The 15484-nt window shown below is 58.0% G+C and carries 16 protein-coding genes; 15 read left to right on the top strand and 1 reads right to left on the bottom strand.

The genetic code is table 11. The features are described 5' to 3' along the window. The first annotated feature begins 31 nt into the window (after window positions 1–31). A complete protein-coding gene (locus AC6IY8_RS17410) occupies window positions 32–772 on the top strand; it encodes a 4'-phosphopantetheinyl transferase family protein (protein ID WP_497775953.1) in 741 nt (246 codons plus the stop codon). Between the two features lie 62 nt (window positions 773–834). Here the strand turns inward: AC6IY8_RS17410 and AC6IY8_RS17405 are convergent, their stop codons facing one another. Continuing rightward, a complete protein-coding gene (locus AC6IY8_RS17405; protein ID WP_497775951.1) occupies window positions 835–1002 on the bottom strand; it encodes an FmdB family zinc ribbon protein in 168 nt (55 codons plus the stop codon). A 208-nt stretch (window positions 1003–1210) separates the two neighbouring features. On the opposite strand from AC6IY8_RS17405, the gene AC6IY8_RS17400 reads away from it, so the two are divergent. From AC6IY8_RS17400 to AC6IY8_RS17335, 14 genes are all read left to right on the top strand, one after another. Beyond that, window positions 1211–1378: a hypothetical protein gene (locus tag AC6IY8_RS17400; RefSeq protein WP_497775950.1), complete on the top strand. Its 168-nt coding sequence runs from the start codon at window positions 1211–1213 to the stop codon at window positions 1376–1378. A 45-nt stretch (window positions 1379–1423) separates the two neighbouring features. After that, entirely contained in the window at window positions 1424–2098 is a 675-nt protein-coding gene (locus AC6IY8_RS17395) for a Dph6-related ATP pyrophosphatase (protein ID WP_497775949.1), read from the top strand. 316 nt (window positions 2099–2414) lie between these two features. Further along, a complete protein-coding gene (locus tag AC6IY8_RS17390) occupies window positions 2415–3164 on the top strand; it encodes an SgcJ/EcaC family oxidoreductase (protein WP_497775948.1) in 750 nt (249 codons plus the stop codon). Between the two features lie 119 nt (window positions 3165–3283). Beyond that, window positions 3284–4162: a glycoside hydrolase family 16 protein gene (locus AC6IY8_RS17385; protein WP_497775947.1), complete on the top strand. Its 879-nt coding sequence runs from the start codon at window positions 3284–3286 to the stop codon at window positions 4160–4162. 189 nt (window positions 4163–4351) lie between these two features. Continuing rightward, window positions 4352–6937, top strand: coding sequence for a PAS domain-containing hybrid sensor histidine kinase/response regulator (locus AC6IY8_RS17380; protein ID WP_497775945.1), 2586 nt, complete (start codon window positions 4352–4354; stop codon window positions 6935–6937). Between the two features lie 148 nt (window positions 6938–7085). After that, a complete protein-coding gene (locus tag AC6IY8_RS17375; RefSeq protein WP_497775944.1) occupies window positions 7086–7802 on the top strand; it encodes a TetR/AcrR family transcriptional regulator in 717 nt (238 codons plus the stop codon). Then, entirely contained in the window at window positions 7799–9145 is a 1347-nt protein-coding gene (locus AC6IY8_RS17370) for a TolC family protein (protein WP_497775943.1), read from the top strand. The genes AC6IY8_RS17375 and AC6IY8_RS17370 overlap by 4 nt, the downstream gene beginning before the upstream one ends. Window positions 9146–9163: 18 nt before the next feature. After that, window positions 9164–10153 (top strand): HlyD family secretion protein, encoded by a 990-nt coding sequence (locus AC6IY8_RS17365; RefSeq protein WP_497775941.1) that lies wholly within the window; start codon window positions 9164–9166, stop codon window positions 10151–10153. Window positions 10154–10158: 5 nt separating this feature from the next. After that, window positions 10159–11100, top strand: a complete 942-nt coding sequence (locus AC6IY8_RS17360; RefSeq protein ID WP_497775940.1) for an ABC transporter ATP-binding protein — start codon at window positions 10159–10161, stop codon at window positions 11098–11100. After that, a complete protein-coding gene (locus tag AC6IY8_RS17355; RefSeq protein WP_497775938.1) occupies window positions 11097–12047 on the top strand; it encodes an ABC transporter ATP-binding protein in 951 nt (316 codons plus the stop codon). The genes AC6IY8_RS17360 and AC6IY8_RS17355 overlap by 4 nt, the downstream gene beginning before the upstream one ends. Further along, window positions 12044–13177: an ABC transporter permease gene (locus AC6IY8_RS17350; protein WP_497775937.1), complete on the top strand. Its 1134-nt coding sequence runs from the start codon at window positions 12044–12046 to the stop codon at window positions 13175–13177. Before AC6IY8_RS17355 ends, AC6IY8_RS17350 begins: the two co-directional genes overlap by 4 nt. Window positions 13178–13180: 3 nt before the next feature. Then, a complete protein-coding gene (locus AC6IY8_RS17345; RefSeq protein ID WP_497775935.1) occupies window positions 13181–14314 on the top strand; it encodes an ABC transporter permease in 1134 nt (377 codons plus the stop codon). Between the two features lie 158 nt (window positions 14315–14472). Next, the gene (locus AC6IY8_RS17340; RefSeq protein WP_497775932.1) at window positions 14473–14877 is read left to right on the top strand and encodes a PA2779 family protein; all 405 of its coding nucleotides are present in this window, start codon (window positions 14473–14475) and stop codon (window positions 14875–14877) included. Window position 14878: 1 nt separating this feature from the next. After that, complete coding sequence (locus tag AC6IY8_RS17335; protein ID WP_497775930.1) at window positions 14879–15454, top strand: C39 family peptidase; 576 nt, start codon at window positions 14879–14881, stop codon at window positions 15452–15454. Window positions 15455–15484 lie beyond the last annotated feature (30 nt).

Raw genomic sequence — 15484 nt, 5'->3', positions numbered from 1 at the left:
AGGGCGCGAGTTAAGGAATGAGGCGGGCAGGATGAACGTCTATTGGCTGGAACAGAACGAAGCAGATGTGCCAGAAGGAAATGACTGGCTGAGCGCGGGAGAAACGGCCCGGCTGAAAAACATGCGCTTCGAAAAACGTCGAGTCGATTTTCGTTTGGGAAGGTGGACGGCAAAGCGCGCTATAGCCGCCTGCCTGAAGCTGCCCGCCCATTTCAAGGCTCTGGCCGAGATCGAGATTCGGCCGGAGCCCTCTGGCGCGCCTGAAGTATTGATTGCTGACCGGGAGGCGAATGTAACCATCTCGTTGAGCCATCGCGGCGGGAAAGCGATCTGCGCGGTGACGGCCAACACGGCGGTTGCGCTCGGATGCGATCTGGAAATGATTGAACCACGCAGCAACGAATTTCTGAGCGACTACTTTACCCAAGAAGAACAGGAACTCGTGGCGAGCATGGGAGCGGCTGAGAGATCAAAGATCCTGGCGCTGCTGTGGAGCGCAAAAGAGAGTGCACTGAAAGCGGTGCGCGAAGGGCTGCGGCTGGACACGAGAGATCTCACGGTGGATCCGGGCGCGCCAAATTACGCCGAAATAAAAAGCCCGGATACGCTGCTGCCCAGAGCATATGCGGCGGGGCGGTGGTATCCACTGTGTGTGCGGCTGCGCACAGAACAGGTGTTTGAGGGATGGTGGCATTATGCTGACGACGTGCTTCGCACGATGGTTGCCACGCCCGCGCCTTCTCAGCCGATTCCTTTGGAAATCTCGAAATAATCAAAAGCGCAAACACGGGGTGAGGATGCTTGCGCAATCAGACGACAACTGCTTGACGGCGATCAGGCGCTCTTCTTTGAAGTTACACAGAAAAACTTCGTGGGTTCCTGCTCAACGTTTTTACTGCCGCACTTGGGACAGGCGATGTGCTCCTTTTCGTGTTCGCTCATGGTGAGAATTTTGTCGAAAGTAGCGTGGCAATCTTTACAGAGATATTCGTAAGTGGGCATTGGTCTCCTCCCAGGGAAAACGCAAAATGCGCGATGAGAATCTTATGCGTGATCGCAAGCTGCTTCAATGCAAAGGGGCGGTGTCTGGCGTAGAATTCCCTTAATTGGAAGCCAAGCCCTGAGGTCGTTGCGAGTTGAAGGCTTTGCCGATGTTGAGGATGATCGGTGCGCCAAAACGCAACGCGCAAGCATCAGATATGGAATCACCATGGACATTGAAAAGACTATTCACGAGATAGAAAGTCTGGAGCAGTTGCTCGAACTGCCGGACAAGCGACCGCTCCGCATGGCGGACTGGAAGGCGGCCAACGAGAAGCACGATGCAAGGTATGCCGACGATCCCTGGTTCAGATTGTGGCGTCGCGACGGAAGCTGAGGGGAACGCTTCGTCAGGCTGCGCCTGCCGTGTACGATGAGCTACATGAAAAAAGTTCTGGTTTCGTGGAGCAGCGGTAAGGACAGCGCGTGGATGCTTCATCGGTTACGTCAGCAGCCCGATGTGGAGATCGTCGGGCTCGTAACGTCGGTGAACAACGAAGCTGAGCGTGTCGCAATGCACGGCACGCGGCAGTCGATCTTAGAAGCACAGGCAAAGGCGGCAAATCTGCCGCTGTGGACGGTTCTCCTTCCCTGGCCCTGCTCCAACGAAATCTACGAAAAAGAAATGAGCGCCATTTGGGAGCGCGCGGTGCGCGAAGGCGTAGATGCGGTCGCGTTCGGCGATCTGTTTCTGGCCGACATACGCGCCTACCGTGAGGCGCAGCTGAAGGCGACTGGGCTGGAGCTGCTGTTTCCGCTGTGGGAAGAACCGACCGCGCAACTGGCTCGAGAGATGATCGCTGGCGGTCTTTGTGCAAGGTTGACCTGTGTGGACACCGCACAGTTACCGAAGGAGCTGGCCGGGCGGGAATTTGACGAGGACCTGCTGCGGGATCTTCCGGCGACGGCCGACCCGTGCGGCGAGAACGGGGAGTTTCATACGTGCGTATATGCTGGGCCGATGTTCGAAACACCGATCAAGCTGCAGCCGGGCGTGATGGTGAGCCGCGAGGGATTTGTCTTCGCCGACTTCGAAGTTTTCAACAGCATAAATTGAACTGGCGCTCAGAATAAGCAACTGACACCAGCCTCCATGCATCTACTCCCATAACAGATGTAACACCGGGCGATTTCCTCTTATCGATAGCCTGCTGGTTGGGCTATCCCGCAGAGCGGTAGAAGCCATCCTAGAGATTTTCCCCCTCCCTTAAATTCCTGCCAAATCATCCCCCGCCCGAGGTGTGTCTGCTGACAGGCGAGTGTTGGACCGCGGCGCACGATGTCTGCGGAGGATGAGGATTCCTATGTACAACAAGCAGCATCATAGGCATCACGTGCGGATGCGGTGGCGGTCCGCACGGGTAGGGCAACGGATGATGAAGGCATTGGCTGTGGTGCTGCTGCTTGTGACCGGAGCGCTAGGACAAGAACCTGCAACTCAGGACTTGAAGCCAATCGAGCAACTTGTAACAAGTTTCGTGAGCGCCTGGAACAAGCACGACGCGCAGGCAGTGGCGAGTTTGTTTACCGACAATGCAGAGTTCAAGGGCTTAAGAGGCGAGAGCGCAAAGGGGCGCATCGAGATTGAGCAGATGCAACAGCCGATGTTTGAAACTGTTCTGAAGGAAAGCGAGCTGAGCGCGCCGGAGATGAGGGCACACTTCGCGGCTCCGGACTCGGCACATGTGAGAGTTCTGTGGGAAATGACCGGGGCAACAGGCAGCGACGGCAAGCAAATTCCACTGCGGCGAGGTGTACTGCACTGGAGGGTCACGGAGCAGGACGGGCACTGGCTGATCAGCAGCATGCGGCACGAGGAATTTTCCGGGCGACAGCATTGCGTAAACCAAGGTCTCGATAGCCGCGGCTTCGCTCCGGTGGTTTGCTGGTTGCAGCAGAAGCTTTCGTGGCGGTCAGAGCGTGAACCCTATTTCTGGTTGATTGGAAGATCGAATGGTCCGAATGTGGGACTGGCGTGGCCGCCCTACCTGGTAATCAACGTGCCGGACAAACAACAACGATGGCGAATGTTTCGCATGGGGTTTCGCTATGACCGGACGTGGCGCGGGTACATCTTCCCGACCCTGGCCGCGAAGTCGATAAAACAGCCACTCCGCTACTGATCCAATGCTCTCCGCATCAGAAGAAAATGGGAATCCAAGACATGCTTGGGCGTTGGCGTGCTGATGCTGCGCGTAGACGGCTCGCGCTGCGACGTGCTCTGAGGTATGCTGAAGCCGCTATGAAGCTGCGCTATTTTCCTGTTGTTCTTTTCCTGCTGTGCGCAACTGCGGTTTGCTCGGAAGTGCCGACGAGCGCTACTGCAGATGCCTGGCATCTGGTGTGGAGTGACGAGTTCGATGGGCCCGACGGGTCCAAGCCCGACCCGGCGAAATGGAATTACGTGGTCGGCGGCGACGGATTTGGCAACGACGAGTTGGAGTATTACACGGCACGCCCGGAAAACATCCATATCGAAAAAGGCAACTTGGTGATCACCGCGCGCAAAGAGCACTTCACGGGCTCCGATGGAGTGACGCGCGAGTACACCTCGGGACGACTGAACACGCAGAAACAGTTTCAGCAGCTCTATGGACGATTTGAGGCGCGGATAAAAATTCCGGGCGGCCAAGGGATGTGGCCAGCCTTCTGGATGCTGGGCGGCAACGTCGATCAGGTGGGATGGCCAGAGTGCGGCGAAATCGACATCATGGAAAACGTGGGTTACGACCCGGCGAAAATTCATGGCAGCATGCACGGCCCGGAATACTCCGGCGCAAATCCGCTGACCGGAGCGTATGAGCTGCGCGGAGAGAAACACTTCGCCGACGCCTTCCATGTGTTTGCCGTGGAGTGGGAGCCCGGCGTGGTGCGCTTCTACTCGGATGGCGTGCTATACGAGACACAGACGACGGCGAGCCTGCCTCCGCATAAACGCTGGGTGTATGACCACCCGTTCTATCTGCTGCTGCTGAACCTGGCAGTGGGGGGCAGATGGCCAGGGAGCCCGGATGCCACTACGCAGTTCCCCAACTCGATGCTGGTGGACTATGTGCGCGTGTATCGGAAGGCGGCTCCGGCGATGAAGGCGTCGCTTACGACCGCTCCTGCGAAAAATTAATTACGCATGGACACTTTGTGATGCGTATCACATTCTGACGTGATATCAAATGTACAATAGCGTTTCGCGACGGGAATCCGATTCGCTGCGTACAAAAATTCGTTGCGGCGACAGGTTCGCGGATATCCCACCAAAGTACTAGGGCATCAAAATATTCAGAGCTGGATTTGAGTTACTGATTTTTTGCCGATGTCATTAGAGATCCCACTAATACCGCCGGATCACTTTCGCCTGCTGTTTGAGGCGTCGCCTTCTGCTGTACTGGTGCTTTCACCGGAACTGGTGATCGTCGCCGTCTCCGATTTGTACCTGAACGCAACGAAAACAACACGGCGGGACATCGTCGGCAAGCACGTGTTCGAAGTGTTTCCGGACAATCCGAAAGATGCCGCGGCAACTGGAGTGAACAACCTGCGCAGTTCGCTGGAGCGGGCTCTGAAGTTGCGCGTGCCGGATCAGATGCCGATTCAGAAATACGACATTCGACGTCGGCAAGGAGAAGGTGGAGGATTTGAGGTTCGCTACTGGAGCCCGCTGAACACTCCAGTGCTGAATGAATCTGGCGAAGTCCTATACCTGATTCATCGCGTGGAGGACCTGACGAATGTTGTTCGCTTGAGCGAGGAGCGTCCGGGCGGACAGATGGCGGCAGCTCAACTGAAGCAGTTGGAACTGGAACTGAGCCGCACGGGCGAAACACTCACGGAGGCCAATGCTGAACTGGAACTGATGAACGAACTGCTGCGTTCAGAGCAGGCGAGCCGCGAGAAAGCTGAGGCCGCAGAGGCCACTGTGCGCGCCGCTTCGGAGCAACTGGAAGCGGCATACAGCGCGCAACAGGAAGCCACGCACGCGCTGCGCATTGGCGAGGCGAAGCTGGAAGGAATCATCCGCTCGGCGATGGATGCAATCATCTCGGTGGATGAACAGCAAAAGATCGTTCTGTTCAACCACGCGGCCGAGAAGATGTTTTTGTGCTCCGCTCAGGAGGCGGTCGGAGAATCGCTGGATCGATTTATACCTGCGCGTTTCCGGCACAAGCACAAAGAGGATCTCCAGCGCTTTGGACAGTCGGGCACAACGACGCGGTCGATGCGATCGCCGGGAGTACTGACAGCAGTACGCGCGAACGGTGAAGAGTTCCCGATTGAAGCCACGATTTCACAGGTGACAGTGGCTGGGCAAAAGCTCTACACGGTGTTGATGCGAGACGTGACGGAACGCAAGCGCTCCGAAGAAGCACTGCGACGCAGTGAGGCACGATTCCGCTCCATGTTTGAGCATGCCGCAGTGGGGATCGAGCAGGTGGGGCTGAACGGCCGACTGTTGATGGTGAATACGGCTCTGTGCAACATGCTGGGCTATGCGCGCGAAGAGCTGCTGAACCTCACCTTCAGCGACATCACTCATCCCGACGACCGAGAGCGCGAACAAGTGCTGCTGAACCAGATGCTGGGAGGCACCACGGGCTCTTATGCACTGGAAAAAAGATACATTCATCGTGACGGCTCGCCGATTTGGGTGCACGTGACCTCCTCCGCGCTGAAGGACGATGATGGCACGCCACTCTATCGCATTACGGTCATCCAGAACGTGACCGATCGCAAACGTGCCGAGGACCAACTGCTGCAAGCACAGAAGATGGAAGCTGTGGGCCGGCTGTCGGGCGGCATTGCGCACGATTTCAACACTCTTCTTGGGGTCATCCTGGGATTTGCCGAACTGTCGCTGGCCGAGATGTCGGCGGACGATCCGTCGCGAGCGCGCATTGAGCAGATAGAGCACGCGGCGCACACGGGAGCGACGCTGACGAAACAGCTACTCGCATTCAGCCGCAAACAGACGATCATGCCCGAGGTGCTGGACATGAGAGCTTCGGTGCTGGCCGTGCAACCGATGCTGCGACGCTTGCTGCCAGAGGATATCGATCTCTCGGTGCACACCTCGGAAGACGTTTGTCCGGTGAAGGCCGACCAGGGGCAGTTGCAACAGCTACTGCTGAACCTGGCCACAAACGCACGAGACGCAATGCCGAAGGGAGGCAGTCTGACGGTTGAGGTGCGGCCAGTCGAACTCGACGATGCTTACGTGAAACAGCATGCACTGATTTCGCCCGGCAGATATGTGCTGCTCGCGGTGACCGATACGGGCGTCGGTATGGATACGGAACTTGCTACCCACATCTTCGAACCGTTCTTTACGACGAAATCGACGGGCAAGGGTACCGGGCTGGGACTGGCCACGGTGTACGGAATCGTAAAACAGAACGGAGGAGATATCTGGGTGTACAGCGAACCGGGCCTGGGATCGATCTTCAAGGTGTACCTGCCGTTCTGCTTTGAATCGGTGAGCCATCCGATCGCTGTGCCGCAGACTCCGGAGAAGATGACCGGGGATGAAACGATTCTCGTCGTGGAAGATTCGAAGGCGCTGCGCGAGCTTACACGGGAACTGCTGGCGCGGCAGGGATACACGGTTCTGGAGGCCGAGGACGGAGCGAAGGCGATTGAGATTTGCAAACAGCATCCCGAAATTCGCCTGTTGCTGACCGACGTGGTGATGCCAAAGATGCGCGGCACGGAACTGGCGGAACGGATTGCGGAGATGCGCCCTGAGATCGCGGTAGTGTTCGTTTCCGGCTACACGGAAGAAGCGCTGGCACGCACGCAAAAGCCGGAACGCATTCGCATTCTGGAAAAACCACATACATCAGAGATGCTGTTCAATACGGTTCGACAAGCGCTGGACGAGAAAGCCAACTCGGCAAAGAGCTAATCCCTTAAAGCCTTTACAACGTTTTGGGTTCGTAAATACCTGCTACTTCAGAGTAGCGGGTATTTTTTTGTGAGCGAAACCGCAGGCCATTGCCGGACGGGCGGAAAGAAGATTTCGATCCTGCTCACGATCTCGCTTGACACGAAATATGACTGGTGGTCATATACGTCCCATGGTCAGCAAGGGACGCATCGCCGCTTCGGATGAAAACTCGTCGCCGGGGCGTAGAGAGCGCAGGCGGCAAGAGACGAGCGAAAAGCTCTTTGTCGCGGCAATGGAGTTGTTCTCCAGCAAAGGGTTTGCACAAACTAAGGTAGAGGACATCACCCAACGCGCCGACGTTGGGAAAGGAACGTTCTTCAACTACTTCCCCAGCAAAGAGCATGTACTCGGGTATCTGGTAAGCCGCCAGATGGGCACGGTGCAGCACCATTTGCAATTGGCTCACGAGGGCAGCACGGGGACAAAAGAAGTGCTCACGTCACTGGGGCGAGACCTGATACGCGTGCCGGGGAAAAGTCCGCAGATGGCACGAAGCATTGTGCTGGCGTTAATCGGGAACATTGAGATTCGTGAATATATCGCGCACGAGATGTCGGCGGGCCGGAAGCTGATCGCGGAAATCGTGCGACTGGGACAGCAGCGCGGAGAACTGAGCGGCGCAATACAGGCGGCACAGGTGGCCAGGATATTCCAGCACGCGCTTTTTGGAACTCTGGTGCTGTGGTCGCTGGATTCCGAAGCGTCGCTGGAAAAACAGTTCACGGCGACGATGGAGACCTTCTTCTGTGGCCTGAGCGCTGATGAGTTGAAGATGGCGCGGAAGAGGCCTGCGGCGAAGCGCAAGCGCGGGGGGAATGTATGACAAGGCGCGGGCCGATTCTTTGTAGCAGCCTGTTGCTGATGTTGGCCATAGTGCAGGCGTGGGCACAGAGTGCTCCAGTAACGCCGTACAGGCTCACACTTCAAGAAGCAATCCATCGAGGGCTGCAGGCGAATCTGGGAGTGCTCGTTTCCGAAACGCGAGTGCAGGAGACCGTGGCAACGGCCGAGCGCAGGCAGGCGTTGTTGCTGCCACGAGTGCGAGTGGAGACACCAGTGGCCATCCAAAGCCGCAGTCTGGCTGCGATGGGGATCAGCGTGCCGGGATTGCCGGTGCCTGCCGTGGTAGGGCCGTTCAGCACGTACGAGGCACGAGCATACGCGGACCAGGCAATCGCGGATCTGCAATCGCTGCACACCTATCGTGCGGCGAAGAAGACGACGGAGGCGGCGAAGTCCGATTACCAGGACGCGCGCGATCAGGTAATCCGGAATGTTGCCGCGCTTTATCTTTCGGCACAGGCGCAGTTCGCGCTGGCGTCGGCAGCACAGGCGCGAGTGGAGACCGCGCAGGCGCTCTACAGACTGGCAACAGATCAGCGCGACGCTGGTGTGGCAACCGGCATTGATGTGTTGCGCGCACAGGTGCAGTTGGCTAATGAACGGCAAGGACTGGTGCAGGCACAGAACCGTGCAAAAAGTGCGCTGCTGGCGCTGGCTCGAAATATCGGACTGTCGCCTGGAACAGAAATTGAACTTGCCGAGCAGCTCACGTATCGCGATGCGAAACAGGCTCGCGTGGAGGACGTGCTGGGGCAGGCGCTGGCTTCTCGTCCGGATTACCAATCGCTGCTGCACACGAGAGAGGGATTGAGCGAACAGCTACGCGCGTCGCGGTCGCGTTATTGGCCGAAGCTGGCGGCTTCGGGAAACTATGGCGGTATTGGGCGCACGCTCGGCTCAATAAATGCGACGGAGGCGGCTCAGATTTCGCTTTCGTTCACGGTGTTTGATCGTGACCGTGAAGGAGAGGCTGCGGAAGTTACAGCGCGGATTGCTCGCATAGACCGGCAGTTGAATGACGCACGCTTGGGAGTGGAGCAGGAGTTGCGACAGGCGATGCTCGATCTGGAGTCTGCCGCAGAAGAGGTGACGGTGGCACAAGCGGGGCTCGAGTTGGCGCGGAAGGAACTCGATCTCGCGCAACTTCGATTCAGCGAGGGAGTGACGAACAACGTGGAAGTGATCACGGCGCAGGACGCACTGTCGCGCGCGCAGCAAAACTCCATCGTGGCGCTGACACATCATGCGGATGCGCGAATCTCGCTGGCGCGGGCGATGGGCAATACGGAAGCGAATTACGCGGATTATCTCGGGGGCCGCTGAGCGGCAGAAGGAAAGGAAATGAAACGCATCATCATCCCTATTCTGCTGATTGCCTGCATCGGAGCAGGTATCTACTACTACCGCGCGGCGCACAGGCAGAACACGCCGACGAATACGTTGCTGCTCTCGGGCAATATCGAGGCACATGAGAGCGTGATCGGATTCCGGACACAGGGCAGGATCGTGTCGCTTCCGGTGGAGGAAGGACGCGAGGTGAGGGCGGGAGAAACGATCGCCAAACTCGACGATGCCGATTACGAGCAACAAGTGCGCATCGACCAGGCGATGGTTGAGACACGCGGAAGAGAGCTGGAGCTTGCAAGGGCTGGCAGTCGCACACAAGATGTACAGGCAGCCGAGCAGACGGTGGCAGATGCGAAGGCCGATCTGGAGATGAAGCACGCGGACCTGGAACGTTACACGGCGCTGTACAAGCGCGAAGCTGTTTCCGCACAGACGCGCGAGCAGGCAGATACGGCTTACAAGCGCGCGCAGGCGGTGTATGAACGGAGCGTGCAGAATCTCTCCGTGATTCGCGAGGGAACACGCAAGGAACAGATTGCGGTGACGCAGGCGAACGTGCGCACGGCGAAGCAGAATCTTGCGCTGTCAAAGGTGCGACTCGACTACACGGAACTGAAATCTCCGGTGACGGGGATTGTGACGGTGCGGCAGGCGGAGTTGGGCGAATACGTGGTGCCCGGGACGCCGGTGGTGAGCGTTGCGGACCTTGATCATTTGTGGGTGCGCGCATATGTGAGCGAGACGGACCTGGGGCGCGTGCGATGGGGACAGGCGGCGACGGTGCGCACGGACACCTATCCCGGCAAGGCGTACAAGGGCACGATTGCGTTCATCTCGCCGGAAGCGGAGTTTACGCCGAAGACGGTGCAGACGAACAAGGAGCGGGTTGCGCTGGTGTATCGCATCAAGGTGGACGTGGAGAATCCAAACCGCGAGTTGAAGCCAGGCATGCCGGCGGACGTCACGATTGAGCTGGGAAAGTAAATCAGATGAGTGAGCAGGCCGCCATCGTCGTTCGCGATCTTGTGCGCGGATTTCCGGGCGTGAAGGCCGTGGACCATCTCTCCTTTGATGTGCAGTATGGCGAAATCTTCGGACTGGTGGGACCGGATGGCGCAGGGAAGACAACAACAATGCGCATTCTGGCCGGAGTGCTTGAGCCCAAGGGCGGGACGGTGCAGGTCGCAGGATATGACGTGGTGCGCGAAGCGGAACGCGTGAAGCACGATATCAGCTACATGTCGCAACGCTTCGGCCTATATGAAGACCTGAGCGTGGATGAAAACATTCGCTTCTACGCTGAGGTTTTCGGGGTGAAGCGCGGCGAGTATCGCGAGCGCAGCGAACGGCTGCTGCGGGCGGCCGACATGCAGGAATTTCGCAAGCGGCTGGCCGGCAATCTGTCGGGCGGGATGAAACAGAAGCTTGGCCTGATATGCGCGCTGATTCACACGCCTCGCGTGCTGCTGCTGGACGAGCCGACGAATGGCGTGGATCCGGTGTCGCGCAGGGATTTCTGGAAAATTCTGTATTCGCTGCTGGCGGAGAGAGTGGCGATCCTGACATCGACTGCGTATCTGGACGAAGCGGAGCGCTGCCATCGCGTGGCACTGGTGCACGAGGGACGCGTGCTGTTTTGCGATGCACCGAATCGGCTGAAACAACGATTGGAAAATTCGGTAGTGGCAATCGCGACCGGAGATCCGAGAGGCGTGCGTGCGACGGTCGAGCGGGTGCCGGGTGTCCGCAACGTGGTGCTCGTGGGCGACGGACTGCACGTAGTGGTGACGGATGCCAACACGACTCTTCCGCGGCTTCGCGAGCGGATGGACGCGGCGAAGGTGAGCTACACGTCGGCCACGGTGGCGGGAGCAACACTGGAAGACGTGTTCGTCGATGCGGTGGAGCACGGAGCGGAGGTGGGCGCATGAGCGAAGAATACTCGGTCGTGGTGAAAGACCTGGTGAAGCGCTTTGGCGATTTCCACGCGGTGGACCACATCAGCTTTGAGGCGCGCATGGGAGAAATCTTCGGATTCCTTGGACCGAATGGCGCAGGAAAATCCACGACGATTCGTATTCTGTGCGGGCTGCTGCATCCGACCTCGGGAGCCGCGAGCGTGGCTGGAATCGACGTGGCCAAGCATCCGGAACGCGTGCGACAGAACATTGGATACATGTCGCAGAAGTTTTCGCTCTATAACGATCTTACGGTAGAGGAGAACATTCGATTTTTCGGCGGCATGTACCGGGTGCCTGCGGCGCAGATGGCAGAGCGCTTCGCGTGGGTGCTTAAGATGGCGGGACTCGAGGGGCGGGCGAAGACGTTGACCTCCACGCTGGCTGTCGGCTGGAAGCAGCGGTTGGCGCTGGGTTGCGCGGTGCTTCACAAGCCTGCGGTGCTGTTTCTCGATGAGCCAACTTCGGGCGTGGATCCGATTTCGCGACGAAACTTCTGGGAGTTGATTCACGAGATGGCGGCGAGCGGTATCACGGTATTCGTGACGACGCATTACATGGATGAAGCTGAGTATTGCAATCGCCTGATCCTGATCTATCGGGGAAAGATCGTGGCGGCCGGTTCTCCGGCGGAGTTGAAGCGTACGGCGATGAAGGGCGAGTTAGTGCTGATTGAATGCGAGCCACTTGGAAAGGCTCTGGAAGCACTCGAGCAGAGCACGCTGGTGATGGATGTTGCGGTCTTCGGAAACGCGCTGCATGCGGTGGTGCAACGAGCGGAGACGGCGATTCCAGAGCTGCGCGAGAGATTGCAAAAGAACTCGATCAGCGTGGGACGCATGGAGGCCATTCCGGCGTCGCTAGAAGATGTGTTTGTCTCGCTGACGGCGCGAGAACCCGCGAAGGGAGCAGCGCGATGAACCTGAGGCGCGTGCGGGCGATTGCGTGGAAGGAGATGCTGCAGATTCGCCGCGACCTGCGAAGCATCATCATCGTGGTGGCGATGCCGATCATCCTAATGCTGGCGTTTGGCTACGGGGTGAGCTTCGATATCAAACACCTTCCAACGTATGTATTTGACCGCGAGAACAGCCAGCAAAGTCGCGAGTTGATTCAGCGCTTCCGCTCTTCAGAGTATTTCGATGTACGCAAGCAGGTGGACAATTATCGCGATGTGGTGGCTGCGATTGATTCGGGCGATTGCCAGTTGGCAATTGTCATACCGCCGCAATTCTCGCAGAAGCTGCGCGACGGCGGACCTGAATCCGTACAGGCGCTGGTGGATGGAACGGACGGCAACAGCGCGAACGTTGGCATGGGTTATGCCGATGCCGTGGTGCAGGGATATTCGCAACAGGTTCAACTCGACTGGGTGCGGCAGAAAGGACAGCGCGTAATGGAGCCTCCGGTGACGGTGGCGGCGCGCACGTGGTTCAACGAAGACCTGGAGAGCATGGCGAATATTGTCCCGGGAGTGGTGGCGATTGTGATGGCCGTGGTGGGAACGTTCCTGACATCGCTGACGATTGCACGCGAGTGGGAGCGGGGCACGATGGAGCAGTTGATATCAACACCGGTATCGCCGCTGGAATTGATGATCGGAAAGCTCTCTCCATACCTGATCGTTGGATTGGCAGACACGGCGCTGTGCGCGTTGATGGGAGTGTGGTGGTTTGGGGTTCCGTTTCGAGGCAGCGTGGCGGTGCTGTTCATCAGCTCAACGTTGTTCCTGATGGTGGTGCTCTCGCTTGGATACTTTCTTTCGGTGGCGCTGAAGTCGCAGCTCGCAGCGAGTCAGGCATCGTTGATCGCAACATTCTTGCCAGCGTTTCTGCTGTCGGGATTCATCTTTCCGATTGACCAGATGCCGGCGTTCATCCAGGTGGTCACGCACGTGATTCCGGCACGATATTTCATGTCGATGATTCGCGCAGTGTTTCTGAAGGGAACGCCGCTAGTATTACTGTGGGAAGACTTGCTGGCGCTGATGATCTTTGCGACTGTGCTGGTGGCGGTGGCGACGCGCGCGTTCCAGAAGCGGATGAGGTGAGGTATGTGGCTGCGGTTGCGGCAGATGCTGGTAAAGGAATTCATCCAGGTGTTCAGGGACAAGCGCGCGCGTTTTCTGCTGTTTGGTCCTCCGATTATCCAGATGGTGATTTTTGGCTATGCCGCAACGCTCGATATTCAGCATGTGCCGACAGCGATTGTCGATTATGAAAACTCGCAAGTAAGCCGTGAGTTCGTTTCGCGCTTTGTCGGCAGCCGATATTTCGACGTGCGGGAGCGCACGCTGGATCGCGCACGCGTCCGGCAGATGGTGGATCACGGCGACGTGCTGGTGGCGTTGCAAATCAATGCTGGTTTCACGGAACAGTTGGGCAAGGGCCAGACGGCTAAGGTGCAGGTGATCGTGGATGCCAGCAACTCAAACACGGCGCTGGTGTCGCTGGGATATGTGAATCAGATTGCGGCGAACTTTGCGAAAGACTACCAGCGCGAGATGCTGGACCGGAGTTCTCCATTAATGGCCAAGCAGATGCCCTCGATCGTGCTGGAGCGGCAGCCATGGTTCAATCCCGATCTGCGCAGCCAGTGGTTCTTTGTGCCAGGAGTGATGGGAAATCTTGTAACCCTTGTGATTGTGGTGCTCACGGCATTTGCCGTGGTGCGCGAGCGCGAGATTGGCACGCTGGAACAAATCATGGTGACGCCGATAACGCAGATGGAATTTATCCTCGGCAAGACGATTCCCTTCTTCCTGATTGGGATGCTGGACGCCGTGCTGATTACGGTGGTGGGGACGGTTTGGTTTCGTGTGCCGCTGCGCGGAAGCCTGCTGGTGCTTGCAGCGGGAACGGTTCTGTATCTGTTGTGTGTGCTTGGGATTGGGCTGCTGATTTCCACGCTTTCGAGTAACCAGCAGCAGGCGATGGTGTCGGCTTTCTTCTTTCTGATGCCGGCGATCATCTTCTCTGGTTTTGCATCTCCCATCAGCAGTATGCCGCACTGGTTGCAGGTGCTGACGCTGGCAGACCCGCTGCGGTATTTCATCGTGATACTGCGAGGAATCTTTCTAAAAGGCGTGGGATTTGACGTGCTGTGGCCGCAAATGGCGAGCCTGAGCGTGTTTGCCATCGTGATCTTGTTCGCAAGCGTGCTACGGTTCCACAAGTCGCTGGATTAGGGTGCTGAGTCGGCGCGAGAAGATGCACGTTGAGTGCACACGCGGCGCTGAACTTTGATTTGCGCGAAGCTGCGCCAACAGGAACTGCGTCCTCCACATCTAATTGCATCTTGTAGCCGGTAAGCTCCGGCGCAAATGTAATTCATGGAGGTGTTCGGATGGTTTCGTTGCTGCCGCGTCGGATCGAAGTAGCGGTTTCAGCACTGCTGATTGCGCTGTATGTCGCCCCTGGCCCAGTGATGGCGCAAACTCATGTCGTGAATCCTGCGGATGTTCAGAAGCAGGTGCTGGCCGCGGGTGAGGCGCGACGCCAGAATGAGCAAAATGTACAGCGGTTCCTCTCCACGCCGGAAGCGACGAAGGCAATCAAAAACGCAGGCATGGACCCGGAGCGGGTGAAGGTGGCGGTGCCGACGTTGAGCGATCGGGAGCTTGAACAAATCGCTGCGCGAGCAGATAAGGCTCAGGCCGACTTCGCCGCGGGCACGATTGGAAATCGTGACCTGCTGCTGATCCTGGTCGGCATCGCAGTTCTGATCCTGCTGATCGTGGCACTGCGGTAGCATGCGACGAAACCTGCAACTGACACTACTCGCGATTGCACTCTGCGGCTGCGCACCATGCGTCGCCGCAGAGCAGCACGCGATGTGGCTGGATGTTCCATTTGTAAAGCAGAGCGTGGAAGGATGCGGCGCAGCCAGCATCGCGATGGTGATGCGGTACTGGTCCGGAGTGGAGGGACAGGCGGCGAGCGAGAGTGCCGATGCGGCGCATATTCTTCGCACGCTGCATTCGTCGAGCGGTCACGGTATCTATGCCTCGGCGATGTCGCGCTACCTGGAGCAGCAGGGATTCCAGACATTTGCGTTTGCGGGCGACTGGGATCTGCTGGAGCAGCATCTTACAAAAGGTCGGCCGCTGATTGTCGCACTGCGACCCAGCAGGATGGAGCGCACGCTGCACTACGTGGTAGTGGCAGGCATGGATGCGCAGCGGCAGATCGTGATGGTGAACGATCCGGCGGAACGCAAGTTGCGCGAGCTTGACCGGGCCAGCTTTGAAAAACAATGGGAAGGAGTCCAGCGCTGGACGCTACTCGCTCTGCCAAAACAGCCTGGTCATTCGTCCGCACTGCAATAATCGCGGCTCTTCTCTGTATTCCACTACAAC

This window comes from Koromonas soli (genome assembly GCF_059726265.1).
Note: the sequence above shows the minus strand (reverse complement) of the source record. Positions and strands in the feature narration are given on the sequence as shown.